We start from the raw sequence: 25,981 nt of genomic DNA on the forward strand, positions 1-25,981 counted from the left end.
GCCTCGCGGACCATCACGCGGCATGCCAGTCTGGACGCGACGGACTCCCAGTCCGGGACGTTTCAGACGGAACCGGCGGGTAGTGGGCGTGGTCGGAAAGCCGGCGGGTGGCGGAGGGGAGAGTCGTGCAGGGAGCGTTGCAGGCCGGAGGGTGGGGCCTGCTGGCCGGGTCGGCTCTGGTGATGGGGGCCCTGGTCGGCTTCCTGGTCCCGGTCCCGGCGCGGGTGGTGGCGAGCGTGATGGCGTTCGGCAGCGGCGTCCTGCTGTCGGCGGTGTCCTTCGACCTGATCGCCGAGGCGCACGACCAGGGCGGGCTGGCCCCGACCGCGATCGGGGCGGTGGCGGGCGCGGTGCTCTACGCCGGCGCCAACGCCGTCCTCGCCTGGCGGGGCGCGCGGCACCGCAAGCGCTCGGGAGGACAGCAGCCCTCGGAGGAGCAGCAGCCCGGATCGGGGAGCGCGATCGCGCTGGGGGCCCTGCTGGACGGCGTGCCCGAGTCGATCGTGATCGGCACGAGCCTCCTGGGCGGCGGCGCGGTCAGCCTGGTCACCGTGGTCGCGGTGTTCATCAGCAACGTGCCCGAGGGGCTCTCGAGCGCCTCGGGGATGCGCCGCGCGGGACGCGGCCGCGGATACGTCTTCGGGCTGTGGAGCGGCATCGCGGTGATCAGCGGGCTGGCGGCGGTCCTGGGCCGCACGGCGCTCGGGGGCGCTCCGGCCGACCTCCTCGCCGGCATCACCGCGCTGGCCGGCGGCGCCATCCTCACCATGATCGCTGACACGATGATCCCCGAAGCCTACGAGGACACCCACCTGTTCACCGGCTTGATCATGGTCGTCGGGTTCCTGGCGGCGTTCGCCCTGTCCCACGCCTGAGGGGCGGGGCCGGGTCGAGCCGCCGCGAGCGGCCCGCTGAGGATCCGCGGGTGCGGGGTCAGCGGGCGGTGACGCCGTGCGCCTCGAATCTCGCCCGGGTCCGCGCGACGAGGTCGGCGGTGGGCGGCTCCACCCCGGCCAGCGGGAAGCGAATGCCGAGGCGCCGGTACTTGGCGGCGCCGAGGCGGTGGAACGGCAGCACGTCCACGTGCTCGACATTGGGCAGCGCGGCGACGAACGACGCGACGCCGTCCACCTCCTCCGGGGCGTCGGTGATGCCGGGGACGAGGACGTAGCGCACCCACACCGGCGTGCCGAGTTCGGCGAGGCGTTCGGCGAAGCGCAGGGTCGGTGCGAGATCGCGCCCGGTGAGCCCGCGGTAGACGGCGGGAGTCCCCGCCTTGATGTCGAGCAGCACCAGGTCGGTGTCGGCCAGCAGCCGGTCGCCGGCGCGGGCGCCGAGGTACCCGGAGGTGTCCAGCGCCGTGTGCAGGCCGAGGCCGCGGCAGCGGTGCAGGATCTCGGCGGTGAAGGCCTGCTGGAGCAGGGGCTCCCCACCGCTGACCGTCACGCCGCCGCCGGCCACCGAGATGAAGCGGCGGTACTTGGCGATCTCGGCCATGAGTTCGTCGGCGGTGACGCGGGGGCTGCCGCGCATCCGCCACGTCTCCGGGTTCTCGCAGTAGAGGCAGCGGAGCGGGCATCCACCGGTGAACACGACGAACCGCGTCCCGGGACCGTCGACGCCCGTCGACAGGTCCCAGGAGCTCACCGCGCCCGCGAACCCGGCGCGCTCATCCGGGACGGGCGGAGCCGGGGCGGGCGCCGCCGCGGCGAGCAGTTCGGCGTCGGCCTCGCGCAGGAGGCGTTCCCGGGCGTTCACAGCGAGCCGTGGAACGTGCGGTCGACGACGTCCTGCTGCTGCTCCCGCGTGAGTCGCACGAAGTTCACGGCGTACCCGGACACCCGGATGGTCAGCTGCGGATACCTCTCCGGGTGCTCCATCGCGTCCAGCAGGGTGGCGCGGTCGAGGACGTTGACGTTCATGTGGAACCCGCCCGCGTCGGTGTAGCCGTCGAGGATGCCGGTGAGGTTGCCGATCCGCTCGTCCGGCGTGCGGCCGAGGCCGAGCGGGGTCACGGTCTCGGTCAGCGAGATCCCGTCCCGTGCCTTGTCGTAGGGCAGCTTGGCCACCGAGAGCGCGGCGGCGACCATGCCGCGGCGGTCGCGCCCGTTCATCGGGTTCGCGCCGGGCGCGAACGGCTCCCCGGCCCGCCGCCCGTCCGGGGTGTTGCCGGTGTGCCGCCCGTACACCACGTTCGAGGTGATCGTCAGCACCGACAGGGTGTGCTCGGCGTTCCGGTACGACGGACGGCGGCGGATCCTGTCCAGGAACGACTCGACCAGCTCGACGGCGATCCGGTCGGCGCGGTCGTCGTTGTTGCCGTAGGCGGGGTAGTCGCCCTCGACGCGGTAGTCGACGGCGAGGCCCGTCTCGTCGCGGACCGCGGTGACCTTCGCGTGCCTGATGGCCGACAGGCTGTCGGCCGCGACCGACAGGCCGGCGATCCCGCATGCCAGCGAGCGCGCGACCGGGTGGTCGTGCAGTGCCATCTCGACGCGCTCGTAGGCGTACTTGTCGTGCATGTAGTGGATGACGTTGAGCGCGTCGACGTACGTGGCGGCCAGCCAGTCCAGCATGGCGTCGTAGGCGGCCCGCACCTCCTCGTAGTCGAGGCGGTCCCCTGTGATGGGCGGGCGCGCGGGCGCCACCTGCACGCCGGTGACCTCGTCCCGGCCCCCGTTGATCGCGTAGAGCAGGGCCTTGGCGAGGTTGACGCGGGCTCCGAAGAACTGCATCCGCTTGCCGACCTCCATGGCCGACACGCAGCAGGCGATCGCGGTGTCGTCGCCGAAGCGGGGACGGATCAGGTCGTCGTTCTCGTACTGCAGCGAGCTGGTCTCGATCGACACCTGGGCGCAGAACCGCTTGAACGGCTCCGGCAGCCGCGGCGACCACAGGACGGTGAGGTTCGGCTCGGGGGCGGGCCCGAGGTTGTACAGGGTCCGCAGGTAGCGGAACGACGTCCGGGTCACCAGCGTCCGGCCGTCCTCGCCCATCCCGCCGATGGACTCGGTCACCCACGTCGGGTCGCCCGAGAACAGCTCGTCGTACTCGGGCGTGCGGAGGAAGCGGACGATCCGCAGCTTGATGACCAGGTCGTCGACGAGTTCCTGGGCGCGCTCCTCGTCGATGAGGCCCTCGTCCAGGTCACGGCTCAGGTAGATGTCGAGGAACGTGGACGTGCGTCCCAGCGACATGGCCGCGCCGTTCTGCTCCTTCACCGCGGCCAGGTAGCCGAAGTACAGCCACTGGACGGCCTCGTGCGCGGTGCGGGCCGGTCCGGAGACGTCGAACCCATAGGAGGCGGCCATCCGCTTCAGTTCGCCGAGGGCGCGGATCTGCTCGGCCAGCTCCTCGCGGTCGCGGACGACGTCCTCCACCGAGGGACGGGTGTCCAGCCGCGCCCGCTCGGCGCGCTTGGCCTCGATGAGGCGGTCGACGCCGTACAGGGCGACGCGCCGGTAGTCGCCGATGATGCGCCCGCGCCCGTAGGCGTCGGGCAGGCCGGTGATGACGCCGGCCTTGCGAGCCCTGAGGATCTCGGGCGTGTAGGCGTCGAAGACCCCGTCGTTGTGGGTCTTGCGGTACTCGGTGAAGACCTTCCGGACGGCCGGGTCGAGTTCGTGGCCGTAGGCGGCGAGCCCGGCCTCCACCATCCGCAGGCCGCCCGCCGGCATGATCGCCCGCTTGAGCGGCGCGTCGGTCTGCAGGCCCACGACCAGCTCGCGGTCGCGGTCGATGTAGCCGGGCGCGTGCGAGGTGATCGAGGACGGCGTCGACGCGTCCACGTCGAGGATCCCGCGGCGCCGCTCCTCGGGGAACAGCCCGCTGACCTTCGCCCACACCGCGCGGGTGCGCTCGGTCGGTCCGGCGAGGAAGGACGCGTCCCCCTCGTAGGGGGAGTGGTTGCGCTGGACGAAGTCGCGCACGTCGATCCCGTCGCGCCAGGCGCCTCCCCGGAAGCCGCGCCACGCGGCCGCCGCGGCGTCCCGCCCCGTTTCGAGTACCGTCATCGCCCCTCCATCGGGTCCCGCGCCCCGAAGGCCCGGCGCGCCACCTCCACTCTCCGCCGGCGGCGTGACCTAGGGCATGGACGGAAGTCCGCGGGACGGGGGCGAAGGTCCCAAGTGATCAGGAGACCGGGGAGGCGCCAGGCGCGGGATGCGGCGGGCGAGCGGGCCCCGCCCTGGTGACCGGCGGAGTCGAAGACGGGGCCCGCGCCGGCGGGCCACGCGAATGACCGCCGACATCTCTGTCAGCGCCACAGCCCCTCGATGTGTCACCCGCCCTGAGAAAGCCGGCCCGGAACAGGTGCCGGACGGGCCCGAACCTCACGTCGGCCGGTCTAGCGGTCGGCGATGAGGACGCGGCCGGACCTGAGGGAGCGCGGGGTGCGGACGGGCATGCCGAGCGCCTCGGCCAGGCTGAGCAGGTCGGTGTCGTCGGCCACCGTGTAGCCCTGTCCGGCGAGCAGGTCGCGCATGGCGGCCGGGGTCCAGGCGGAGCGCCACGGTTCGTGCGCCATCGGGTCGGGCTGCCGGGACAGGCGCCTCATCGCCCGGGCCACCGGCCGTCCGATCGAGGCGGCCAGCGACGGCGCCTGGTAGTGCACGACGAGCCGGCTCCCCGGGGCGGAGGCCTCGGTGAGGGCCCGCAGCGTGGCCGCCACCTCGGCGCGGGTCAGGTACGGGACGACGCCTTCCCAGATCCAGGTGGTGGGCCTGCCGGTCCCGTACCCGGCCGACTCCAGGGCCTCGCCGAGATCGTCGTCGGCGGTGAAGTCGACGGGGACGAAGGCGACCTTCCCGGCGGGCGGGGGCAGGGCCGCGGCGCGCTCCCGCTTGTCCTGCTGGGAACGGGGGTGGTCGACCTCGAACACGGCGGTGTCGGCCAGTTCGGGCATCCGCCAGGCGCGTCCGTCCAACCCGGCGCCCAGGATCACGAGCTGCGGCCTGGCGCGCTCCCTCACGGCGTCGTCGATGGCGACCGTCCGCGGCACCAGTCCCTCGGCCGTGGCGCGCAGGAACTCGAACTCCAGCCGGGGGCCCATTCCCCGGGGAGGTTCGTCCGAGCGGACCCGCTCCACCGCGGCCCTCTCGTCGGGACGGAGCAGGGCCGAGGCGATGGGGTCGTCGAACCGGCCGGGCGCCAGGCGGCCGTGCGCCACGGCCCGGGCCTGGCAGACGAGCACGGCGGTCCGGCTGCTCTCTGTCTCCTCCATGCCGGGTCTCCCATCCTCTCCGCCGCCCCGCGCTCCGAGTGCGCGGCGGGCGCCCCCGATCATCGCGCATTCCCGTGGCCCGCGGGCGGCGGCGGGTCGTACGATCGCGAGGATGCGGCTCGACCTGATCACGATCGTCGTGGACGACTACGACGACGCCATCGAGTTCTTCACCGGCCCCCTCGGGTTCGACCTGGTGGAGGACTCGCCCTCGCTCACCAACGACGGACGGCCCAAGCGATGGGTCGTCGTCAGGCCGCCGGGTGCTCAGACGGGCGTCCTGCTCGCCCGCGCGGACGGCCCCCGCCAGGCGACCGCCGTCGGGAACCAGGTCGCCGGACGCGTGGGGTTCTTCCTGCGCGTGGAGGACTTCGGCGCCGCCTTCGAACGCATGTCGGCCGCGGGCGTCGAGTTCGTCACCTCGCCCCGCACCGAGCCCTACGGACGCGTCGCCGTCTTCCTCGATATCGCCGGAAACCGCTGGGACCTGCTCGGCCCCGCCTAGAAGGAGTGCCCGCGGGACCGGCGGCCCGCTTCCGCGGCGGGGCGGGTGACCGCGGTCAGCCTTCGGAACCGCGTGCCCGGAGAGCCGACAGCTCGTCGTTCATCGCGCGGAGGAAGCGCAGGATGAGGCGGAGTTCCTCCTCGGCGAAGCCGCTCCGCGCCGCCTCGGTGCTCTCCGACAGCGGGCGGAAGTAGTCGCGGGCCATGGTCATCGCGGACGGCTCGTACCGCAGGTGGACGACCCGCCGGTCGGCCGGGTCGCGCACCCGGCTGATGTGGCCGAGCCGTTCGAGGCGGTCGAGGCAGGCGGTCACCGCGCCCGAGGTGACGTTCAGCTCCTCGCGCAGCCGGCCGGGGGTCATCGGCCGGCCGGGACCGCGCTGCGGCGCGTCCATGATCGCGACCAGGGCCTGGACGTCGGTGGGGTGCAGCCCGCTGGCGTGCGCGAACTCGTGCGCGATCCGGTTGAACTCGGCGTTCATCCGGCGCAGCTCGACGGCGAACGACCGGAGGCCGGCGGGACCCGGCGGCGTCTCGGCCGCCTCCGTGCCCTCCGCTCCGTCGGCCATGCGGATCAGATTACATTAACTCAATCATTGAGATAGTTAATGATTGAGGTATTTGTGGGTATGCAGCGGCAGTCGAACTCGCTGGGGGAGGAACCGATGCGAACACCGCCGCGCCCGATCCGCTGGGTGGTCCCAGCGGTGCTGCTCCTGGTCTGGCTCGCCGTCGGCGGCGCCTTCGGCCCCTACGCCGGCAAGCTCGGCGAGGTCTCCACCAACGACCAGGCGGCCTTCCTGCCCCGCAGCGCCGAGTCCACCCAGGTCCTGCGGGCGCAGCAGGCCTTCGACGAGAAGGAGACCATCCCCGCCATCGTCGTGTGGACGGCGAACGGCCCCGTGACGGACGCCCAGCGGGACGCCGCGACCCGCGCGCTCGCCGGTCTGCGGGGCGCGCCCGGAACGCTCGGAACGCCGTCCCCGGCCCTGCGGTCGGACGACGGGCTGGCGCTGGAGGGGGTCGTCCCGCTCAGACCCGACCTCGGTGACGAACTGCCGACCGTGCTGGACGGGGTCCGCTCGGCGGCGAAGACCGTCCCGGGGACGAAGGCGCAGATCAGCGGGCCGGCCGCCACCCAGGCCGACCTGTCGGACGCCTTCGCGGGAATCGACGGGATCCTGCTGGGCGTCGCGCTCGTCGCCGTGCTGGTCATCCTGCTGCTGGTCTACCGCAGCGTGCTGCTCCCGCTGGTCATCATCCTCGGCTCGGTGTTCGCGCTGGGCCTGGCGTGCGCGGTCGTCTACGTCCTGGCCAAGAACGACATCGTGCGGGTCGACGGCCAGGTCCAGGGCATCCTGTCGATCCTCGTCATCGGCGCCGCGACGGACTACGCGCTGCTGCTGGCGTCCCGCTTCCGGGAGGAGATCGCCGGAAACGGCGACCGCTTCGCCGCCGGCTGGGCGGCGGTGCGCGGATCGTTCGGCGCGATCGTCGCCAGCGGCGCCACCGTCGCGCTCGGCCTGCTCGCGCTGCTGCTCAGCAACCTCACCAACAACCGGGCGCTCGGACCGGTCGGCGCGATCGGCATCGCCTGCGCCATCCTCAGCGCGCTGACGTTCCTCCCGGCGGCCCTCGTCGTCTTCGGACGGGTCGCCTTCTGGCCCGCGAAACCCAGACCGGCGGGGGAGGGCGCCGGCGGGGGAAGGGGCATCTGGACCCGCGTCGCCCGCCTGGTCGACCTGCACCCGCGCCGCGTCGTCGCGGGAACGGCCATCGCGCTCGTCGCCTGCGCCGCGTTCGCCCCCGGGCTGCGCGCCCACGGCGTCCCGCTGGACGAGACGTTCATCAACGACGCGCCCTCGGTCGCCGCGCAGCGGACGCTGTCCAAGCACTTCCCGGGCGGCTCGGGCCAGCCGGCGGTCATCATCGCCGACGCGGCGCAGGCCAAGGCCGTGGTCGACGCCGCCGCCCGCACCGAGGGCGTCGCGGGGGCCGCTCCGGTCGGCGCGTCCGGCCGCCCCGGCGGCCCGCCGAAGGTCGTGGACGGGCGCGTCCGGATCGACGCGACGCTGAAGGCGTCCGCCGACAGCGACGCCGCGAAGAGCACCCTCAAGCGGCTGCGCGCCGCCGTGCACGCCGTCCCCGGAGCCGACGCGCTGGTCGGCGGCTACACGGCCCAGCAGTACGACACCCAGCAGACCGCCGCCCACGACCGGAACCTCATCATCCCGGTCGTCCTGGCGATCATCCTGGTCATCCTGGTGCTGCTGCTGCGCTCGCTGCCGCTCCCGGTCCTGCTGATCGCCACCGTCGCGCTGAACTACGTCGCCACGCTGGGCGTCGCGGCCCTGGTGTTCCGGCACGTGTTCGGCTTCACCGGCCTGGACGCCTCGGTGCCGCTGTACGGGTTCGTGTTCCTGGTGGCCCTCGGCGTGGACTACAACATCTTCCTGATGTCGCGGGTCCGCGAGGAGACGCGGCGCTGGGGCGTCCGGGAGGGCGTGCTGCGGGGACTGACGGCGACCGGCGGTGTCATCACCTCGGCGGGCGTCGTGCTGGCCGCGACGTTCGCCGCGCTGGTCGTCATCCCGCTGTCGTTCCTGGCGCAGATCGCGTTCATCGTCGCGTTCGGCGTGCTGCTGGACACCCTCGTGGTGCGGTCGCTGCTGGTCCCCGCGCTCGTCCGGATGATCGGCCCCAAGGTGTGGTGGCCCACCCGCTTCGCCCAGGCTCCGCGGGATCCCGGCGCTGTGGAGACCGGCCGGTCCGCCGCCAGAGACGGCTGAGACGGCCGCGTGCGGCCGGTGGACGGAGTGGCCGCGGGTGTCGCGACGGCAGTACGGCGGCGCCCGCGGCCCTCTTCTCCGTGGGAACCGCTTGCCCGGCTGGGATCGTAGGCTGTCGACGGCGTCCTGCCGGGATGAACGCCAGGACGCTCTGACGAGGGAACCGAGGTCGTGGGCAACACGGCGCAACCTCGTGCTGCTGTTCGCGGACGGGCACCGCATCGGCCGCGGCCTGTCCGGGTTCGACCTGAACGAGCTGCTCTGGACGGCGGACTGGCGGGCCGAGAAGGCGTTCCTGCTGCGGGTCCTCGACCTGGCGATGCTCGGCTGCCGCCTCTGCGACCCGGACATCCAACCCGTGCCCGACTGACGAGACCCGGGAGCATCGCGAGCGAGCGCGCGGCGGGGGAGGGTCACTCCATGCCGAGGGCGCGGGCGAGGGACTGGGTATCGGAGATCACCCAGTACTCGGTGAAACGGCCGTTCTCGGCGCGCAGGACGTCGTGGCCGCTGAACGACACCTCCGTCCCCTCGGCGGCGGTCGCTCCCGGCATGCCGCCCTTGTACCGTCCGCCGAACGTCCAGCGCGCGGCGACGCGGTCGCCGTCCACGATCGGTCCCACGTCCAGCGTCACCGTGACGTCATCGAACGGCGCGTGTCCCTGCCGCAGCATGTCGATGAGCTCCTCGGCCCCGTGCACGTCCCGTCCCGGCCAGTGACCGGTGAACTCCGGGGCGACCAGCTCGCGGGCGAGGTCGAAGTCCCCGGCCCACATCTCCAGCAGCCACCGCTCGTACAACTCGGCGATCACGCGGATCCTCACTTCCTCCGGGGCTCGTCTTTCCCCGGTCCTGACGTCGTCCACCGCCGCCGGGCTCACTGAGCACCATCGGCCCGGCGAGGCTGCCGGCTCCCGGGGAGCGGCTCAGGATTCGGCGAAGTCGTCTCGCGACAGCCCCTTCTCCGACATCTTTTCCTCGAGCTCGGCGCCCAGTTCGGTGCGCACGTCCGGCCGCCGCTCGGACTTCCGCCCGGAGTCCTTGCCCGGCTTGCCGCCCGGCTTCGCCTCGACCTGATCGGTGTCGTCGGTCTTCGGAGCGTTCTCCTCAGGCGTGGTCAACTCCGCCCCCCTCGGTGTCGAATGAGTCGCCGGCTCCTCCGGCCTTCGCATACGGCTACCCGACCTCGCCCGTGTCTAACGACGGCGACGGGTGTGTCCGCCGTGAACCACGCGGCGACCAGGTGCAGCCGGACCGCTGCCGCCCCGGCCGCCGCGCCCTCCTTGGTGTGGAAGTCGGCGCGAGTCGACGGTCTTCACCGAGGCCGAGCGGGCCGCGCTGGCCCTGGCCGAGGAGGGCACCCGGCTCGCCGACGCCCACCAGGGCGTCTCGGACGAGACCTGGGCGCAGGTGCGCGCGCACTACGACGACGACCAGATCGCCGCGCTGGTCTGCCTGGTGGCCATGGTCAACGCGGCCAACCGGCTCGGCGTGATCGTCCGTCAGCAGGGCGGTTCCTACGAGCCCGGGATGTTCGCCCCCTGGCGGACTGACCGGCAGCCCGGTCAGTATGGCTCTGCCCGGCGCCGCGGCTCGGCGGGCAGGTGGGAACGAACGAAACAGGAGGCGGGCATGTCATATCCGAAAGAGCTCTTCCACGGGGACAAGGGCCAGGTCAGCGGCAGGTTGTGGAAGAACGAGTCCGAGCCCGACCTGTTGGTGGGCACGCGCTCGAAGGTGCACTACCTGGCCACGGGCGAGTCCACCGGCGGGCAGTACGGGCTCTACCGGTGGGACATGAGCAGCGAGCCGGGTCGCGGCTCGGGCGCGCACTTCCACAGGACGATGTCGGAGTCGTTCTTCGTCCTGGACGGCACCGTCGCCCTCTATGACGGAGACCGCTGGACCGACGCCGCGCCGGGCGACTTCCTGTTCGTCCCGCCCGGCGGGATCCATGCCTTCGACAACCCCCACGGGGCCGCGTCGATGCTGGTCCTGTTCGCCCCCGGCGCGCCTCGCGAGTCCTATTTCGAGGAGCTGGCGGACATCGTGGGAAGCGGACGGCAGCTCAGCGAGCAGGAGTGGAACGACCTCTACCACCGCCACGACCAGTACATGGTCTGAGCCGAGGGCCCGAGCCGCGCGGTCGCGTCACGCGGTCTTCGCGCGCGGGAGCGGGTGGGCGTCTTCCGGAGGCGGAGGGCACCGGCGGCTCGGGGGCAGCGGGTGCGCGGGAGGACGACTCTCCCCGCCACTCTCAACGTATAGCGCACCGGGGGGCTTGCGGCAAGACCCGGGTCGTGCCTCAGAATCGTCGGCCGAGGCCGGTACCTGCGGAAACCGGGGGCGTGGTGCGGGTGGGCGCCGTCGCCGTGCGATTCATGCGAGTCGCGCGGGGGCGGCGGTGTCCCGGCGCGTCCCCGGGGCGGCGCGGGAACCCGCCGGGACCACGACCAGCGATCACGAGCCGGAGCCGATACGTGAATCCTTTGACCGCCAGCGTGTTCGACCTCCCGGAGCGCCTGTCCCCCAAGGCCGACCCGGCGCTGATCGAGCGTGACGAGCGGCACTTCGCGGCCGTCGCGGAGAGCCTCGACCGGGCGGTCCGCGACCTGTCCGACCGCCTCGAGGCCGAGCGCAGGGCGCCCGGCGGCATCGGGCAGGGGGCGATGGACCGGGACATGGAGATCCACCGGCTGACCGCCCGCCTGCGCACGCTCCGCCGCTTCGGCCTGGACCTCTGCCTCGGGCACATGGTCGGCGCGGACGGCTCCGAGCCCGTCTACATCGGCCGGCTCGGCCTCACCGACGCAGCCGGCCGCCGGCTCCTGCTCGACTGGCGCTCGCCCGCGGCCGAACCCTTCTTCGGAGCGACCCACGCCGACCCGATGGGGCTGGCGAGCCGCCGCCGGTACCGCTGGACCGGCGGCCGCATCAGCGACTACTGGGACGAGGTGTTCACCGCGGACGGGTTCGCCGGGCACGCCGCGCTGGACGACCAGTCCGCGTTCATCGCGAGCCTGGGCGGCGACCGCTCCGACCGGATGCGCGACGTCCTCGGCACCATCCAGGCCGACCAGGACGCGATCATCCGCGCGGGGTCGCGCGGCGCGCTGGTCGTCGACGGCGGACCCGGCACGGGCAAGACGGTCGTCGCACTGCACCGCTCCGCCTACCTCCTCTACTCCGATCCGCGCCTCGGCCGCCACCGCGGCGGCGTACTGTTCGTCGGCCCGCACCAGCCCTACCTGGCCTACGTGTCCGACGTGCTCCCCAGCCTCGGAGAGGAGGGCGTGCAGACGTGCATCCTGCGGGACCTCGTCGCGGAAGGGGCCGAGGCGGCCGTCGAGGCCGACCCGGTCGTGGCGCGGCTGAAGTCGTCCGCGGACATGGTGAAGGCGATCGAGAAGGCCGTCGGGTTCTACGAGAACCCGCCCACCGAGGGGATGGAGATCGCCACCCACTGGTCAGACGTGTGGCTGAGCCCCGCCGACTGGGCCGAGGCGTTCGAGGCGCCGGAGCCCGGAACGCCGCACAACGAGGCGCGCGACCAGATCTGGGCGGAGCTGCTCACGATCCTGGCGGACAAGCACGAGGGCGACGCCTCACCCGACCTGGTCCGCAGGTCGCTTCGGCAGGACCGGGAGCTGCGCGCCGCCTTCAACCGCGCGTGGCCGCTGATCGAGGCGGCCGACCTCGTCGGCGACCTGTGGTCGGTGCCCGCCTACCTGCGGTTGTGCGCCCCCTGGCTCGGCGCCGACGAGATCCGCGGGTTGCAGCGCGAGGACCCCCAGGCCTGGACGGTGTCGGACCTCCCTCTCCTGGACGCCGCGCGCCGGCGGCTCGGAGACCCGGAGGCGTCGCTGCGCAGGCGCCGCCACGAGGCCGCCGTCGCCGCCGAGCGCGAGCGCATGGCCCGCGTCGTGGACGACCTGATCGAGGTGGCCGACGACGAGTACGGCACCGGGCTGGTGACGATGCTGCGCGGCGAGGACTTCCACGACGTCCTCGTCGACGAGAGCGCGCTGGGCGGCGCCGACCCGGACCTGCTCGCCGGCCCGTTCGCGCACATCGTCGTGGACGAGGCGCAGGAACTGACCGACGCGGAATGGCAGATGCTGCTGCTGCGATGCCCGTCCCGGAGCTTCACCATCGTCGGGGACCGCGCCCAGGCCAGGCACGGGTTCACCGAGTCGTGGCGGGAGCGGCTCGAAAGGGTCGGGTTCGACCGGATCGAACTCGCCTCGCTCAGCGTCAACTACCGGACGCCGGAGGAGGTCATGGCGGAGGCCGAGCCGGTCATCCGGGCCGCGCTCCCGGACGCCAACGTGCCGACGTCGATCCGCGGCACCGGCCTTCCGGTCGTCCACGGCACGGTCGCGGATCTCGACTCGGTCCTCGGCGCCTGGCTCGCCGCGCACGACGACGGGATCGCCTGCGTCATCGGCGATCCCGCGTTCCCGGCGACGCCCCGCGTCCGGTCGCTGACCCCGGAGCTGGCCAAGGGGCTGGAGTTCGACCTGGTCGTGCTCGTCGACCCGGAGGCGTTCGGCGAGGGAATCGAGGGGGCGGTCGACCGCTACGTCGCGATGACCCGGGCGACCCGGGAGCTGGTCGTCCTCACCAGCGCCTGACCCAGGCCGGGGCCCGGGTCAGTCCCCGACCTGGCCCTTGGGGCCCGGGCCGCCGAGCCCGGCGAGCAGCTCGCGCAGCAGTCCGGCGAGCTGCTCGCGGCGGTCGGGGGCGAGATGGCCGATGAGGCGGTCCTCGGCCGCGAGCAGGTCGGCGACGACGCGGTCGAGCAGGGCCCTGCCGTCCCCGGTGAGGGTGACGGCCCGCGTGTGGAAGCCGGACCCGGCGGTGGTCCGCTCGACGAGCCCGGCCCCCGCCGCCCGCTCCACGCGCTGGGTGATCGCCCCGCGCGTCACCATGCACGCCTCGGCCAGCTCGCCCGGGCTCATCCGGTAGGGCGGGCCGGACCGGCGCAGCGTGGACAGCAGGTCGAGCGTCGCGACGTCCACCCCGAGCCGCGCCAGGAGGCGGCGGCGCTCGTCGCCGAAGACCTTGGCGGCCCACCAGATCCTGGTGACGACCCCGATCGACTCCACCGGGACGCCCGGCAGCTCGCGCCGCCAGGCGTCCTGGATGGCGTCCGCGCCGTCGCGCGGCGCCTCAGCGGCCACGCTCGGCGCCGCCGTTCACCTGGATGATCTGCGCGGTGACGTGCCCCGCGCCGGGCGAGGCGAGCCAGTGCACGGTCTCGGCGACGTCCCCCGGCGTCCCGGCCCGCCCGGTGTGGGTCTGCGCGACCAGCATCGCGCGGCGCTCGTCGCTCATGGAGCCGCCGAAGAACTCGGTGTCCTCGATGAACCCCGGCGCGACCACGTTGACCGTGATGCCGCGCGGGCCGAGCGCGGCGGCGAGATCGAACGCGTAGGGGTGCAGGGCGGCCTTCATCGGGCCGTAGGACGTGCCGCGCGAGCCGCGCAGCGCCGCGACCGACGAGATGAACACGACCCTCCCGGCGGGGTTCAGCAGATCGCGGAACCCCTCGGTCGGCAGTACCGACGTCAGGACGTTGGCGCGGAAGTTGCTCGTCCACCGTTCCGCGACGCCGTCCGGGCCGCCGTGGTACTCGGCGTTGCCTCCCGCGCCGTTGACCAGCACGTCGATCGAGCCGAAGCGCTCGGCCAGCTCGGCGCGGACGCGCTCGACCTCGGCCGGGTCGCCCAGGTCGGCCGGCAGCGCCGTGCCGCCGATCTCCCCGGCCGCCCTCTCCAGCACGCCGGCGCGGCGGCCGATGACGGCGACGCGGTCCCCGCCGTCCGCGAAACGCGCCGCCACCGCCCTGCCGATGCCGGTGCCGCCGCCGCTGACCACGATCGTGCGCGCCATGCCGAACCCTCCCGGTGCTCTCGTGTTTAGGTCTAAACTCAGCCTAGCGACCGGGCCGCCGCACTGTTGCGGCGGTCCGATCCGGGGCATGACCATGGGTGATCCGGATGGAAGGGGGCCCTGGTGGAGCGACAGTCCTGGCCACGGCTGCGCGTCGCCGACTGGACGCAGACGCGCGACACGCTGCACATGTGGACGCAGATCGTCGGCAAGATCCGGTTGGCGCACGCGCCGCTGCTGAACCACTGGTGGAACGTGACGCTGTACGTCAGCCCGCGCGGGCTGACCACGTCCGCGATCCCCTACGACGGGGGCGTGTTCGACATCGAGTTCGACTTCGTCGACCACCGGCTGCGGATGCGGTCCTCGGACGGCAGCCTCCGGGAGTTCGAGCTCGCGCCCATGCCGGTCTCGCGGTTCTACGCCCGGACGATGGAAGCCCTGCACGATCTCGGGATCGAGACGCACATCCAGGCGCATCCGAACGAGGTCGAACCGGCGATCCCGTTCGCGGAGGACGACCAGCACGCCTCGTACGACCCCGAGGCGGCGCAACTCTTCTGGCAGCAGCTGCTCCAGGCCGCGCGGGTGCTGGGCGAGTTCCGGTCCCGCTACATCGGCAAGGTCAGCCCCGTGCACTTCTTCTGGGGCGCCATGGACCTCGCCTGCACGCGCTTCTCCGGGCGGGACGCGCCCGAGCACCCGGGCGGGGCCCCGAACTGCGGGGACTGGGTGATGGTCGAGGGGTACTCGCGGGAGCTCAGCAGCTGCGGCTTCTGGCCCGGAGGGGGCGAGGAGGGCGCCTTCTACGCCTACGCCTACCCCGAGCCCGCCGGTTTCGCCGACCGTCCGGTGGGACCCGACGGCGCCTTCTACAGCAGGGAGAACGGCCAGTTCCTGCTGCCCTACGAGGCGGTGCGGGAGCATCCCGACCCCGACCGGGCCCTCCTGGAGTTCCTGCAGGGCACCTACGAGGCGGCGGCCGACCTGGCCGGCTGGGACCGCGCGTCGCTGGAGGCCGACCCGGAACGGTGGGCCCACAAGACCCGCGAGGGAGCCTGACCGAAGCCACCACCGAAGGCCCCGGCCGCCGCGGGGCAACGGGGCGGGGCAGGATGTCGGCCGCTGCCGCTAGTTTGCGGTGCCATGGTCGAGACGGTGGAGATCCCGGTCGAGTGGCGTGAGCACATCCATCCGAGGCGCGGCGGCGTCCCCGGCCCGCGGGTCGTCCCGGACGAGGACGCGGCGCGGTCGGCGCGCGAACTGCTGCGCGAGGCCCGTCCGATCGCCGAGGAGATGCTGGAGCACGAGCGCACCGACCCGGAGCTCGGCCGGGCCGCGCGGGCCTGGCTGGACGGGGAGGCGGATCCGGCGGGCGCGGCGGCCGTCGCCGCCGTCGCGGTGAAGTACCTCGAAGGCACCCACGGCCCGGCCTTCCTGGACGCGTGGGTGCTGGACCACGGGCTCGCCTTCGCCGCCTGCGCCGTGACCGAGCTCTACTCGGTCGGACTCGGCCCGGTGCCGCGGCCCGCGACACCCGGCCCTGACGGTCTCGTCCGGCTCGTCGCCTACGGTCACGCCGGCGCGTCCAGGGGATGGCGGGGCGAGATCCGGCGCGTCACCTCCCACGACACCTTCCCGTCGAACAGGTGGGTCGGTGACCGCTCGGTGCTCAAGCGGCTCCGCACCATGCTGGCCGCGGCGCCCGAGGGCGAGTACGGCGAGGCCGTCGAGCGCCTGTCACGCCATCGCGGCGACGCTTGGAGGCGGCGCGTGGCCGTGTACCTGGTTCCGGCCGAGACGGCCTGGCTGGACGAGGCCTTCGGCGACTCCTTCGGGCTGGGGCATCGGGGACTCGGCCGCGAATACCTGGTGTGCTCGCTGTCCAGCGCGGCACAGATCGACAAGGTGGGCTGGGCCTCGGTCCCGGTCACCCCCGCCGTCCTGGGAACGCTCCTCGACGCTCTCGGCGCCGGGGCCCTCCCGCTGCTCAGCAGGGAGCTCCAGGTGGAGTACGCCCAAGCCGAGGCGACGCGCCCGATCCTGCTCAAGGCCCTCACGAGCATCCCGGACGAGGCGGTCTTCCCGCTTCTGCTCGACCACATGGGGCTGAAGGGGGTGCCCGCCGCTCTGCGGGAGGCGGCCGAACGATACCCGGAGCACGCGTTCCGGGCCTTGGCCCCGCTGGTCGGCGACGACACGGTGAGGGGCCTGGCGGCGGCGGGCACGGTACGCGGGCTGCTCTACGCCCACCCGGGCCTGGCCGAGGCCCTGCCCTCGGCGGGCGTCGAGGCACTACTGCCGCGACCGGCCGTCCCGGACGCCGACGACCTGCCCCGCATGCTCGCCGGCAAGCCCGCCCGCGGCGCGAAGACGGACTGGGCGGACCCCGCGCTGCTGCCTCGGATCCTCACCCGCGGCCGCGACCGGGCGCTGCCCGCGAGCGCGACCGCGCGCCTGCTGAGCCTGCTCGCCAGGAAGGCCCCCGAGGCGGCGGAGCTCCGCGCGCACTGCGACCGGCACTCGCTGGCCGAGTTCTCCTGGGCGGTGTTCCAGCGCTGGCACGCCTTCGGCGCGCCGAGCCGGCACAGCTGGGCGCTGGCGCAGCTCGGGCTCATCGGCGACGACACGACCGTGCGGCGGCTCAGCCCGCTGATCAAGGCCTGGCCGGGCCAGGGCCTCAGCAGCCGGGCCGGGGCCGCGCTGGACGTCCTCGCCGCGATCGGCTCCGACGTGGCGCTCACCCACCTGTTCGAGCTGACCCGCCGTGGGAAGTACAAGGGGCTCAAGGGCAGGGCGAGCCGCACCATCGACCAGATCGCCGCGAAGCGCGGGCTGACGCGTGACGCGCTGGCCGACCGCGCCGTCCCCGACTTCGGACTGGACGAGCGGGGCACCCTCGTCCTGGACTACGGCCCGCGCCGGTTCACCGTCGCGTTCGACGAGCAGCTCGTGCCGCTGGTCGCGGAGCCGAACGGCGGGCTGCGCAAGAGCGCGCCGAAGCCCGGCCCCAAGGACGATCCCGCCCTGGCTCCGGCCGCCCACGCCCTGTTCACCGGTCTCAAGAAGGACCTGCGGACGATCGCCGACCAGGAGATCAAGCGCCTGGAACTGGCCATGATCACCCGCCGGAGCTGGACGCCGGAGGAGTTCGCCACCCTGTTCGTCGCCCACCCGCTGCTGGGCCACATCGTCCGCCGGCTGGTGTGGACCACCGACACCGGGACCGCCTTCCGCGTCGACGAGAGCCGCGCCTACGCCGGAGTCGACGACGACCCGTTCACTCCCGCGCCGGACGCCCGCATCAGCATCGCCCATCCCGTCCTGCTCGGCGACGACGTCGGCACCTGGGCCGGACTCTTCGCCGACTACGAGATCCTCCAGCCGTTCGAGCAGCTCGGCCGCCCCGTCCACCGCCTCACGGAGGAGGAGCGCGCGGCACATCGTCTCGCCCGAGTGGAGGGGCTCGTCCTGCCCTACGGCAAGGCCAAGGGCCACTCCCAGGGGCGCTGGGAGTCCCTGGACGCCGACGGCGGGTTCGCGGGGTGGTGGCTTGCCCGGCGCGACCCGGCGGGCCTGTACGTCGTGGCGGTCCTGAGCCCCGGTCTGAGCCACTACATGTACGGCGACGGGGAGAACCAGAAGATCGCCGCGCTCTGGGCGGGACCGGCCCCGGCCCGCTCACCCGAGGACTCGGTGCCGCTCGGCCGAGTCGACCCGGTCACCATGAGCGAGGCCGTCCATGACCTCGTCCGCAGCGCGTCCTAACCTCCGGGGGGGGGCGGTTTCCTCCGCTGGGGCGGCTCAGTCCGGCGCCCTACTGCGGGTCGGTGACGGTGTCGACCATGACCGTCCGGTGGGTGACCGTCGTGTCGTAGGTCAGGACGGCGGCCCGGGCCTCCGGTTCCACGACGGCCGTCGAGATGTCGGCCCCCGCGAACGCCCTGATGGCGTCGAGGGAGTCCCACAGCGTCATCACCTCCAGCTCGACGCGGTCGCCCTCGTCCCGGCGGAACAGGTACGCGCCCCGATGGCCGTCCACGGAACGCAGCGCCGGGAGCACCGAACCCGTGAAGTGGTCGCGGTAGGCCTCCGCGCCCTCGGCGGTGGCGGTCGCGCGCCAGATTCTGGCGATCATCAGGGGGCTCCCGTTGTCGATGGCCTCCACGCTGGAGCGCCGACTGTACCGCTCGGGGAAGCCTTACCGCTGCGGGATTCCGGAGGGTTCACGGGCGCCAGGCGAGCGGCGTCCGGCATCGCGCCGGGCCCGGAACCTTCTCGGGTTCCGGGCCCGGCGCCCGTGTCGTGCGTTCACACCATGGGGGAGCGGGACGGGGCGGCCGCTGTGACCGCGAGTACCGTCCAGGGCGCCGCGGGTCAGTAGTGCGGGTTGTTGGCCTGCGGGATCTCGATGCTGATCGGCATCTTGAATCCGGACAGGTAGAGCAGGGCGCCCTGGCGGAGGATCTCGTCGAAGGCCCAGTAGAGCTGCCGGAGCTCCTTCGGCGCCTTCGTGATGTCGAGGACGCCCTCGCGGACGGCGACGAAGGGCGGCCAGAGGGTCTGGATGAGCGGGTCCCACAGCGGGTCACGGGAGATCTTCAGCCACCCGGCGATCTCGTCGCCGAGCATGTAGCGCGTGAGCGAGCCGAGGATGGGCTTGGTGAGGATCCCGCCGTCGATCGTGGAGCCGAGGTTGAGCAGGATGTCGGCCAGCTTGACGCCCTCCGGCGTCGGCGCGAGCACCGGGTCCAGCACCTGCTCGGCCTGGGAGTCGGCCTCGGCCCACGACTTCGGGATGTACTCGTCCTGGATGCCGAGCATGTGCCCGGCGAGCTGCCAGGAGAGCAGGAACGCCTCGGACTCGGCGTCCGGGATCGGGACCTTCCACTTGACCAGGTTCTTCATGACGGTCGTCGGGAGGCTGTGCCAGGTGACCATCATGTCCGCCTGGCTGATCGGGATCTTCTCGTCGGCCGCCTTGGACCAGTACGGCGACTTCGGCAGCAGGTGCCGCACGGCGGCGTGCACCAGCCGCGTCTTGACGCAGGTCACGATCATCTCGCCGTCGGGTTCGAAGGCCTTCTCCGAGCCGATGTCGTACCCGAGCTTGGCGGTCTTGGTGATGCGGTCCTTCATGTCCGCGCCGCCCTTGGAGTAGTAGACCGCGCGGGCCTCCTTGGGGATGGCCGTGCTCATCATCCCGCTGGCGAAGCCGTAGGTGACGCCGAGGTAGAGGCCGCGCTTCTGGTTGAACTCGAACGCGGTGGCCAGCTTGCCCCGGTCGGCCCAGGACGGCAGCTGCCGGGCGCGCTCCATGAAGTCGCGCAGATCCGCCGGCAGCCCGTCCGGCAGCGGCTGCCCGTTCTTGGTCCACTTGCGCAGCAGCTCGTTGACCTTGGGGACGTCCCCGCGGTCGAGCAGCGAGGCGACCAGCTCGTCGGCCTCGGGGTCCCAGACCCATCGCGGGTCGGCGCCCCTGCCCGCGCCCGCCACCGAGCCCTTGGGCGACCACGTCCACAGAGAGGACGCCTGCGCGGGTGAGGCGACGCTCAGCGCGCCGAGCGCTCCGAGCGCCCCGCCCGTCATCAACACGTTGCGTCTGGTGGGTCTGTCCATGCCCTCGCTCCTCCTCGGGCCGGGAGCGCCCTCCCCGAACGCGATGTCGGACACTCCCGGGTTTCCTGAGCTAGTCCGGAACCCTAGACCCTTATTGGCGATCTGCCAATAGGCGGTCGCGCGCGAGGACGAGCGGGGTGCGCGCCGTCGGAAAGGGCGGGCGCGCGAGGACGGGGCGGTGTGCTCGGGCCCGGTCGGCGCGAGGGTCCTCAGTTCAGCGGGAAGCCGAGCTCCCGGCCCTGCTCGCGCAGTTCGTCGCGGGCGGAGGGGTGGGCGACGTCGTCGATGATCTGCCGCGCCTGGGAGGCGGCGTCGTTCCCCCAGACGGTGGCGGCGCCCTGCTCGCTGACGATGTAGCTGTGCTGGAAGGAGGTGACGGGGCCGGCGAGGCGCGGGATGACGGTCGAGACGTCGGCGCGCGGATGCCAGGACGGCAGGGCGATGATGGCGTGCCCGCCGGGGGAGTGCAGCGCGCCGACGACGAAGTCGGTCTGCCCCCCGAAGCCGGAGTAGATGGCCCCGCGGACGCGGCTGGCGTTGGCCTGGGCGAACAGGTCGACCTGGAGCGCGGAGTTCACCGAGACCATGCGGGGCTGCCGGGCGATGAGGCTCGGGTCGTTGGTCTTCTCGGTGCGCAGCATCCGGATCCGCTCGTTGCGGTCGGCCCAGGCGTAGAGCTCCGGGCCGCCGAACGCGAACGACGCGGTGATCGGGCTGCCGGTGTCGAGCGCGCCCGCCTTCTCCAGCGCCAGCACGCCGTCGCTGAACATCTCCGACCAGACGCGCAGCCCCCGCCGGTCGAGGAGGGAGGAGAGCACGGCGTCCGGTATGGCCCCGATGCCGAGCTGGAGGGTGGCGTCCTCCGGGACGAGATGGGCGACGCGTTCGCCGATCTCGTGGGCGACCTTCCCGGGCGGCCGGGGGACCGGGGTGGCGAGCGGCTCGTCGTCCTCGATCGCCAGGTCGATCTCGTCGGTGGCGAGGACCGCGTCCCCGAACGTGTAGGGCATGCGCGGGTTGATCTGGGCGACGACCAGGCCGCCGCGGGCGCGGACCGCCTCGATGGCCGCGGGGAGGATGTTGACCTCGATGCCGAGCGAGACGGTGCCGCCGACCGGCGGGGAGGTCTGCACGACCACCACGTCCGGCGGCAGCGAGTCCTTCAGCAGGTTCGGCACCAGCGACAGCCGGGACGGGAAGTAGCGCAGGTTCGATCGGCCGCGCATCCCGGCGCCGACGAAGGGGGTCTCCAGGTCCACCCCCTCGCGGTCGGGAAGCCCCGCCTGGGCGTTGAGCATGAACAGCCGGTACTCGCCGACGGAGGCGTCCACGATCCCGAGGGCCCGGCGGGGGGCGGCGAAGTTGCCGCCGGCCACGATCCGGGGCCGTCCCGGCAGTCCTGCGAGCACCCGTGCCAGATGCTCCTCCGAGACAACGCGCATGGAGATCCCTTTCCGAGAGGCGGAGACTTCGCGGCCGGGCCTCGGGGGGCCGCGTGGCCAGTCTGCCCGACCGGCCGGGACGGTCGTGCGGCCCGCCCGCCGCCTCCGGCGGGGCGATGAGTTCGCGGGGTCCGCATGGTCGATACTGGCGACGCATCGACGACGCGCGAGGAGGGACATGTCACTCGATCTTTTCGCAGGCATCCCGGTCACCGACTACGCGGCGGCGCGGCCGTGGTACGAGCGGCTCTTCGGCGGCGAGCCGTCCTTCCTGCCCAACGACGTCGAGGCCGTGTGGAAGGTGGCCGATCACCGGTACGTCTACATCGTCCAGGACCCCGAGCGTGCGGGGAACGCCCTCGTCCTCTCGTTCGTGGACGACCTCGACGCACGGGTCGCCGCGGTCGCCGAGCGCGGCATCACGCCGGCCAAGCGCGAGGAGTACGACGGAGTGGCCAAAGTGATCTTCCGGGACGCGGAGGGCAACGAGATCAGCTTCGGCGGCCCCGCCTGACGCGACACCGGCGCCGGTCCTTTCACCGGCGCCGGTCGCTTCACGGGGGCGGGGCGTTTCACGGGGGCGGGGCGGGCGATGTGCCGTAGACCGTCAGCCAGATCGTCCGGGCGAGGGTGCGCGCGATCCGCTCGTCTCCCGAGCCCTCGTCGTGGTGGCAGTGCGCGGAGATCGTCCGCTCAACGGTCCAGATCAGCACCTGGGCCGTCGTCCGGACGTCCAGCTCCGGGTCCACGTTGCCGGCGCGCAGCTCCTCCTCGAGGCGGTCCTGCACGACGGCGGCGAAGCGCCGTATCCGCTCGCGCCAGAACTCCGCGACCTCGGGGTCGTACCCGGCGACCTCGCCCAGAGCGTGCAGGACGCGGCGGTGCTCGCGGTACGCGGCGATCATCTGGCGCATGGCGCGGGCCACGCCGTCGACCCCGTCCGAATGGTCGGCCCGCCACCAGATGACGGCCTCGCCGAACAGCGCGTCGACCGCCTCGTCGGCCAGGGCCAGCAGCAGGCGGCTCTTGTCCGGGAAGTGCAGGTAGAGGGTGGAGCGCGCCACCTGCGCGCGCTCGGCGATGCGCTGCATCGGCAGCTCGGTGTAGGGCGTGCCGTCGGCCATCATCTCCGCCGCAGTCCGCAGCACGCGGCGCCGGACGTCGTCGCGCCGCTCCCGGACCTTCCTGCGCGGCTGGGTGGTGGTCGCCATGGTCGCAGCGTACGCCCGCGGGCCGCGAGCGGACAGCGTCCGATCGGACACTGTGTCGACACAGTGCTTGACAGCCTCCGGTAACCGAATCACACTCGGTTTCCACCGCACAGCAGCGGGGGCCGGACGTCACGGGGGTTCAGCCGAGGAGGCTCAACGTGATCCGCTCCACCGTCCAACGCGCCGCGACGGCGCTGGCACTCTCGACCACGGCGCTGGCGCTCGCGACCACCGCGCTCGTCCCGGGCGCGGCCCGCCCGGCCGCGGCCGCTCCGCCGGCGGAGGCTCCCACGGCCGGGCCGGACTCCTGGATCCCGCGCACCGACATCAAGCGCTCCGACCTCACCCAGGTGCCCGGCAAGCTCGCCGAACCGTCCGACGACGGGCCGCACCCCGGTTCCACCACCGAGTGGTGGTACGTGCACGTGATGGATCCGTCGACGCACCGCACCTTCATCGCGATGCTGTTCACCGCGCCCGTCCCCACCGCGGTGATCTTCTGGTACCCGGAGAGGGGGGCCAAGACCGTCCTGCCGGAGCCGACCGCGCGGGTGACCGCCGCCGACGGCCCCGTGGTCGAGAGCAGCGCCGGGAGCCTGGTCTTCGACCGCGGCCGCGGCGCCTACCACCTGCGCTGGCACGGGACGTTCGCCAAGGCCGACATCTGGTTCGACCGCGCGCTCCCCGGCGTCACCGGGGGGCCCATCCGCTACGACGGCGACCAGACGATGTACTGGAGCGCGCCCGTCGCGACGAGCCGGGTCCGCGGCTGGCTCCGGCCGCCGGGCGCGTCCGCGCGCGTCAGCGTGAATGGGTGGCGCGGTTACCACGACCACAACTGGGGCCGGTTCAGCGTCGTCGACCAGCGCTACTCCGGCTGGGAGTGGGGCGTCTCCCACGAGCCCGACGGGACGGCCACCCTCCTCGGCGGCGTGGTGAAGGGCGACGGCACCTGGCAGGGAGTGGTGGGGCGCGTCACCGCCCGCGAGACCTACGGGTGCATGAGCACGATCAAGCTGTCGGACTGGCGGGTGTCGGGGCTGTTCTCCTACCCGGAGACGACGGCGCTCAGCTGCCCGTCCTCGCTGCTCGCGACCCCGCAGGGGCTGAAGGGGACCCGCCCCGGGCTCCGCACGAGCTTCCACGTCGTGGACCCGTTCGTCCTCGACTCCGGCCTGCTCGCGCTGCCCGAGTCGCTCGGGCGCACCGTCCCCGGCTCGCTGGGACTCATCGAGCACATCCGCACGCTGCGGGCGCGGCTGCCGCAGTCCTGACCCGCGGACGTCCCCGCGGTCCGACCGGCGGACCCTCCCGCCCGGCGCGCTCATCCGCACGTTCACCCACCCCGAGGAGACGGCGACCATGGCCAGCCCGCACGCGCAGCAGAACACCCCCGGCCCGGCGGCACAGCCGCGCGACCCGAGCGGCGTCACCCGGCGCCGCGTCCTGTACGGCACGGCCGCCGCCGGCGCGGCGACCGTGCTGGCCGCCCCGGCCGCCCATGCGGCGGCCGGGCGGAAGCGACCCGAGGTCGCCGTGCTGGGCGGCGGCATGGCCGGGCTGGCCGCCGCCCACGAGCTGGCCGAACGGGGGTTCGCCGTCACCGTCTTCGAACGCCGGGCGCTCGGCGGCAAGGCGCGGAGCATCCCCGTCGCGGGCACGGGCGCGGGCGGGCGGCGCGACCTGCCGGGCGAGCACGGCTTCCGGTTCTTCCCCGGCTTCTACCGCCACGTGCCGGACACGATGCGCCGCATCCCGTTCCCCGGCAACTCCGGCGGCGTCCACGACAACCTGATCGCGCTCTCGTCGACGCGGATCTCCCGCAACGCCGGCCGCTCGGACATCATCGTCCCGCAGCTGTCCGGGCCCGGCGGGGGAGTGGACCTGGACGTCCTGAAGGAGACGCTGACCGGCCTCGTCCAGCAGGCGGCCGCCATCCCCGCATCCGAGCTGGCGGTGTTCGTCAACCGCTACCTCGTCTACCTCACCAGCAGCGACGAGCGGAGGCTCGGCCAGTGGGAGCACGTCCCGTGGTGGGAGTACGTGCGCGCCGAGGGCAAGTCCGGCGACTACCGCGCGATCGTGGCGCGGTTCCTGACGCGGGGCCTCGTCGCGGTGAAGGAGGAGGTGGCCAGCACCCGGACGGTCGGCGCCATGGGCGAGGCGTTCCTGCTGTCGGGGCTCGGGCTCGGCGCCGACGGCGGCCTCGCCCGCATGCTCAACGCCCCCACCAACGAGGCGTGGATCGATCCGTGGGTGCGCCACCTGCGCGAACGCGGAGTCCGCTTCGAGGTCGGCCAGACCGTCGAGGCACTGGAGGCGGGCGGCGGGCGCGTCCGCTCCGTCCGGCTGGTGGACGCGGCGGGCCGCCGCCGCACCGCCGGCGCCGACTGGTTCGTCTGCGCGATGCCGGTGGAGCGCGCCCTGGCGCTGCTGTCCCCGGACGTCCTCGCGCTCGACCCGGGCCTGGCGTCGATGCGGGACCTGCGCACCGAGTGGATGAACGGGCTGCAGTTCTTCCTGCGCCGCTCCCCGCGCGGCCTCGACCAGGAGGTCAACTTCATGGACTCGCCGTGGCAGATCACGGCGGTCCTGCAGAGCAGGCTCTGGGACCGCGACTTCACCCGCGACTACGGCGACGGCCGGGTGGCCGACTGCCTGTCCCTGGACATCTCCGACTGGGACACCCCGGGGATCGTCTACGGGAAACCCGCCAAGAAGTGCACGCGGGCCCAGATCGCCAAGGAGTGCTGGGCGCAGATGAAGGACCATCTCGAGGACACCGGCCGCTCCGTCCTCCCGGACGACCTGCTGCACTCGTGGTTCCTGGATCCCGCGATCACCTGGCGGCCCGCGTCCGGGAGCAACGCCAACGACGAGCCGCTGATGGTGAACACCGTCGGAAGCTGGGAGAAGCGGCCGGGCGCCCGGACACGGATCCCGAACCTGTTCATGGCCGGCGACTACGTCCGCACGAACGTCGACCTCGCCACGATGGAGGGTGCCAACGAGTCGGGGCGCGCCGCCGTGAACGCGCTGCTGGACGCGGCCGGCTCTCAGGCGGAGCGCGTCCCGGTGTGGCGGCTCTACCAGCCGCCCGAACTGGACGGCCTCAAGCGGCTCGACGCCCGGCGCCACCGCGCCGGCCTGCCCAACCTCTTCGACACCATTTCCGAATGACCGCTTCCGAATGACGTCGTTCCGACATTACGGCAAGCTACCCAGAACCCCGGGAGCCCGGTAATCTGCGGGCCACGCGACGCCGCCGTCGCGCCTATGTGCGGTAGACGAGGGAGCTGG

General features: G+C 73.1%; 23 protein-coding genes. 11 read left to right on the forward strand and 12 right to left on the reverse strand.

Annotation, left to right across the window (positions count from 1 at the left end):
* The first annotated feature begins 125 nt into the window (after positions 1–125).
* Positions 126–875, forward strand: a complete 750-nt coding sequence (locus FKD65_RS42635; protein WP_141585818.1) for a ZIP family metal transporter — start codon at positions 126–128, stop codon at positions 873–875.
* 58 nt (positions 876–933) lie between these two features.
* Here FKD65_RS42635 and pflA read toward each other — a convergent pair whose 3' ends face one another.
* From pflA to FKD65_RS42650, 3 genes are all read right to left on the reverse strand, one after another.
* Positions 934–1,758 carry a pyruvate formate-lyase-activating protein gene (gene pflA, locus FKD65_RS42640; protein WP_240809869.1) on the reverse strand — a complete coding sequence of 275 codons (825 nt, stop codon included), beginning with the start codon at positions 1,756–1,758 and terminating at the stop codon, positions 934–936.
* A complete protein-coding gene (gene pflB, locus FKD65_RS42645; RefSeq protein WP_141585820.1) occupies positions 1,755–4,013 on the reverse strand; it encodes a formate C-acetyltransferase in 2,259 nt (752 codons plus the stop codon). The genes pflA and pflB overlap by 4 nt, the downstream gene beginning before the upstream one ends.
* Positions 4,014–4,345: 332 nt before the next feature.
* Positions 4,346–5,221 carry a class I SAM-dependent methyltransferase gene (locus FKD65_RS42650; protein ID WP_141585823.1) on the reverse strand — a complete coding sequence of 292 codons (876 nt, stop codon included), beginning with the start codon at positions 5,219–5,221 and terminating at the stop codon, positions 4,346–4,348.
* Positions 5,222–5,333: 112 nt separating this feature from the next.
* Here FKD65_RS42650 and FKD65_RS42655 point away from each other — a divergent pair, with 112 nt between their 5' ends.
* Positions 5,334–5,726 (forward strand): VOC family protein, encoded by a 393-nt coding sequence (locus FKD65_RS42655; protein ID WP_141585825.1) that lies wholly within the window; start codon positions 5,334–5,336, stop codon positions 5,724–5,726.
* A 55-nt stretch (positions 5,727–5,781) separates the two neighbouring features.
* On the opposite strand, the gene FKD65_RS42660 is transcribed toward FKD65_RS42655, so the two are convergent.
* Positions 5,782–6,294, reverse strand: a complete 513-nt coding sequence (locus FKD65_RS42660) for a MarR family winged helix-turn-helix transcriptional regulator (RefSeq protein WP_141585827.1) — start codon at positions 6,292–6,294, stop codon at positions 5,782–5,784.
* 96 nt (positions 6,295–6,390) lie between these two features.
* On the opposite strand from FKD65_RS42660, the gene FKD65_RS42665 reads away from it, so the two are divergent.
* Both FKD65_RS42665 and FKD65_RS44665 read left to right on the forward strand, forming a co-directional pair.
* Positions 6,391–8,514: an MMPL family transporter gene (locus FKD65_RS42665; protein WP_141585829.1), complete on the forward strand. Its 2,124-nt coding sequence runs from the start codon at positions 6,391–6,393 to the stop codon at positions 8,512–8,514.
* Positions 8,515–8,707: 193 nt separating this feature from the next.
* The gene (locus FKD65_RS44665; RefSeq protein ID WP_168221387.1) at positions 8,708–8,884 is read left to right on the forward strand and encodes a hypothetical protein; all 177 of its coding nucleotides are present in this window, start codon (positions 8,708–8,710) and stop codon (positions 8,882–8,884) included.
* Between the two features lie 43 nt (positions 8,885–8,927).
* Here the strand turns inward: FKD65_RS44665 and FKD65_RS42670 are convergent, their stop codons facing one another.
* Complete coding sequence (locus FKD65_RS42670) at positions 8,928–9,326, reverse strand: ester cyclase (RefSeq protein WP_141585831.1); 399 nt, start codon at positions 9,324–9,326, stop codon at positions 8,928–8,930.
* Positions 9,327–9,440: 114 nt separating this feature from the next.
* Positions 9,441–9,635: a hypothetical protein gene (locus tag FKD65_RS42675; protein WP_141585833.1), complete on the reverse strand. Its 195-nt coding sequence runs from the start codon at positions 9,633–9,635 to the stop codon at positions 9,441–9,443.
* A 289-nt stretch (positions 9,636–9,924) separates the two neighbouring features.
* Here FKD65_RS42675 and FKD65_RS42685 point away from each other — a divergent pair, with 289 nt between their 5' ends.
* Both FKD65_RS42685 and helR read left to right on the forward strand, forming a co-directional pair.
* The gene (locus FKD65_RS42685; RefSeq protein ID WP_240809870.1) at positions 9,925–10,638 is read left to right on the forward strand and encodes a cupin domain-containing protein; all 714 of its coding nucleotides are present in this window, start codon (positions 9,925–9,927) and stop codon (positions 10,636–10,638) included.
* 356 nt (positions 10,639–10,994) lie between these two features.
* The gene (gene helR / locus FKD65_RS42690; protein ID WP_141585835.1) at positions 10,995–13,148 is read left to right on the forward strand and encodes an RNA polymerase recycling motor ATPase HelR; all 2,154 of its coding nucleotides are present in this window, start codon (positions 10,995–10,997) and stop codon (positions 13,146–13,148) included.
* 18 nt (positions 13,149–13,166) lie between these two features.
* Here helR and FKD65_RS42695 read toward each other — a convergent pair whose 3' ends face one another.
* Positions 13,167–13,697, reverse strand: coding sequence for a MarR family winged helix-turn-helix transcriptional regulator (locus tag FKD65_RS42695; protein ID WP_141585838.1), 531 nt, complete (start codon positions 13,695–13,697; stop codon positions 13,167–13,169).
* Positions 13,687–14,409, reverse strand: a complete 723-nt coding sequence (locus FKD65_RS42700) for an SDR family NAD(P)-dependent oxidoreductase (RefSeq protein ID WP_141585840.1) — start codon at positions 14,407–14,409, stop codon at positions 13,687–13,689. Before FKD65_RS42700 ends, FKD65_RS42695 begins: the two co-directional genes overlap by 11 nt.
* Before the next feature lie 123 nt (positions 14,410–14,532).
* Here FKD65_RS42700 and FKD65_RS42705 point away from each other — a divergent pair, with 123 nt between their 5' ends.
* The gene (locus FKD65_RS42705) at positions 14,533–15,471 is read left to right on the forward strand and encodes a DUF5996 family protein (protein WP_240809871.1); all 939 of its coding nucleotides are present in this window, start codon (positions 14,533–14,535) and stop codon (positions 15,469–15,471) included.
* Between the two features lie 84 nt (positions 15,472–15,555).
* Positions 15,556–18,177 carry a DUF4132 domain-containing protein gene (locus FKD65_RS42710; protein WP_141585844.1) on the forward strand — a complete coding sequence of 874 codons (2,622 nt, stop codon included), beginning with the start codon at positions 15,556–15,558 and terminating at the stop codon, positions 18,175–18,177.
* Positions 18,178–18,226: 49 nt separating this feature from the next.
* Here FKD65_RS42710 and FKD65_RS42715 read toward each other — a convergent pair whose 3' ends face one another.
* The 3 genes from FKD65_RS42715 to FKD65_RS42725 all read right to left on the reverse strand — a co-directional run bounded on the left by FKD65_RS42715 (position 18,227) and on the right by FKD65_RS42725 (position 21,470).
* Complete coding sequence (locus FKD65_RS42715) at positions 18,227–18,547, reverse strand: antibiotic biosynthesis monooxygenase (RefSeq protein ID WP_141585847.1); 321 nt, start codon at positions 18,545–18,547, stop codon at positions 18,227–18,229.
* A gap of 239 nt (positions 18,548–18,786) precedes the next feature.
* Complete coding sequence (locus FKD65_RS42720; RefSeq protein ID WP_141585849.1) at positions 18,787–20,028, reverse strand: oxygenase MpaB family protein; 1,242 nt, start codon at positions 20,026–20,028, stop codon at positions 18,787–18,789.
* A gap of 209 nt (positions 20,029–20,237) precedes the next feature.
* Complete coding sequence (locus FKD65_RS42725; RefSeq protein WP_141585851.1) at positions 20,238–21,470, reverse strand: acetyl-CoA hydrolase/transferase family protein; 1,233 nt, start codon at positions 21,468–21,470, stop codon at positions 20,238–20,240.
* Positions 21,471–21,648: 178 nt separating this feature from the next.
* Between FKD65_RS42725 and FKD65_RS42730 the strand changes: the two genes are divergently transcribed.
* Entirely contained in the window at positions 21,649–21,984 is a 336-nt protein-coding gene (locus FKD65_RS42730; RefSeq protein ID WP_141585853.1) for a VOC family protein, read from the forward strand.
* Positions 21,985–22,042: 58 nt separating this feature from the next.
* Here FKD65_RS42730 and FKD65_RS42735 read toward each other — a convergent pair whose 3' ends face one another.
* Positions 22,043–22,681 carry a TetR/AcrR family transcriptional regulator gene (locus FKD65_RS42735; protein WP_141585855.1) on the reverse strand — a complete coding sequence of 213 codons (639 nt, stop codon included), beginning with the start codon at positions 22,679–22,681 and terminating at the stop codon, positions 22,043–22,045.
* Positions 22,682–22,839: 158 nt separating this feature from the next.
* Between FKD65_RS42735 and FKD65_RS42740 the strand changes: the two genes are divergently transcribed.
* A complete protein-coding gene (locus FKD65_RS42740; protein ID WP_141585857.1) occupies positions 22,840–23,955 on the forward strand; it encodes a hypothetical protein in 1,116 nt (371 codons plus the stop codon).
* Positions 23,956–24,043: 88 nt separating this feature from the next.
* On the forward strand, positions 24,044–25,861 hold the full coding sequence (locus FKD65_RS42745) for an FAD-dependent oxidoreductase (RefSeq protein WP_141585859.1): 1,818 nt from the start codon (positions 24,044–24,046) through the stop codon (positions 25,859–25,861).
* Positions 25,862–25,981: the final 120 nt, after the last annotated feature.

The organism is Actinomadura sp. WMMA1423 (assembly GCF_006547145.1).
GTDB lineage: Bacteria > Actinomycetota > Actinomycetes > Streptosporangiales > Streptosporangiaceae > Spirillospora.

Coding starts and splice junctions, on each gene's coding strand:
- pflB (WP_141585820.1), bottom strand. CDS start 4,013: ATGACGGTACTCGAAACGGGGCGGGACGCCGCGGCGGCCGCGTGGCGC.
- FKD65_RS42650 (WP_141585823.1), bottom strand. CDS start 5,221: ATGGAGGAGACAGAGAGCAGCCGGACCGCCGTGCTCGTCTGCCAGGCC.
- FKD65_RS42655 (WP_141585825.1), top strand. CDS start 5,334: ATGCGGCTCGACCTGATCACGATCGTCGTGGACGACTACGACGACGCC.
- FKD65_RS42660 (WP_141585827.1), bottom strand. CDS start 6,294: ATGGCCGACGGAGCGGAGGGCACGGAGGCGGCCGAGACGCCGCCGGGT.
- FKD65_RS42665 (WP_141585829.1), top strand. CDS start 6,391: ATGCGAACACCGCCGCGCCCGATCCGCTGGGTGGTCCCAGCGGTGCTG.
- FKD65_RS42700 (WP_141585840.1), bottom strand. CDS start 14,409: ATGGCGCGCACGATCGTGGTCAGCGGCGGCGGCACCGGCATCGGCAGG.
- FKD65_RS42710 (WP_141585844.1), top strand. CDS start 15,556: ATGGTCGAGACGGTGGAGATCCCGGTCGAGTGGCGTGAGCACATCCAT.
- FKD65_RS42715 (WP_141585847.1), bottom strand. CDS start 18,547: ATGATCGCCAGAATCTGGCGCGCGACCGCCACCGCCGAGGGCGCGGAG.
- FKD65_RS42720 (WP_141585849.1), bottom strand. CDS start 20,028: ATGGACAGACCCACCAGACGCAACGTGTTGATGACGGGCGGGGCGCTC.
- FKD65_RS42725 (WP_141585851.1), bottom strand. CDS start 21,470: ATGCGCGTTGTCTCGGAGGAGCATCTGGCACGGGTGCTCGCAGGACTG.
- FKD65_RS42730 (WP_141585853.1), top strand. CDS start 21,649: ATGTCACTCGATCTTTTCGCAGGCATCCCGGTCACCGACTACGCGGCG.
- FKD65_RS42735 (WP_141585855.1), bottom strand. CDS start 22,681: ATGGCGACCACCACCCAGCCGCGCAGGAAGGTCCGGGAGCGGCGCGAC.
- FKD65_RS42745 (WP_141585859.1), top strand. CDS start 24,044: ATGGCCAGCCCGCACGCGCAGCAGAACACCCCCGGCCCGGCGGCACAG.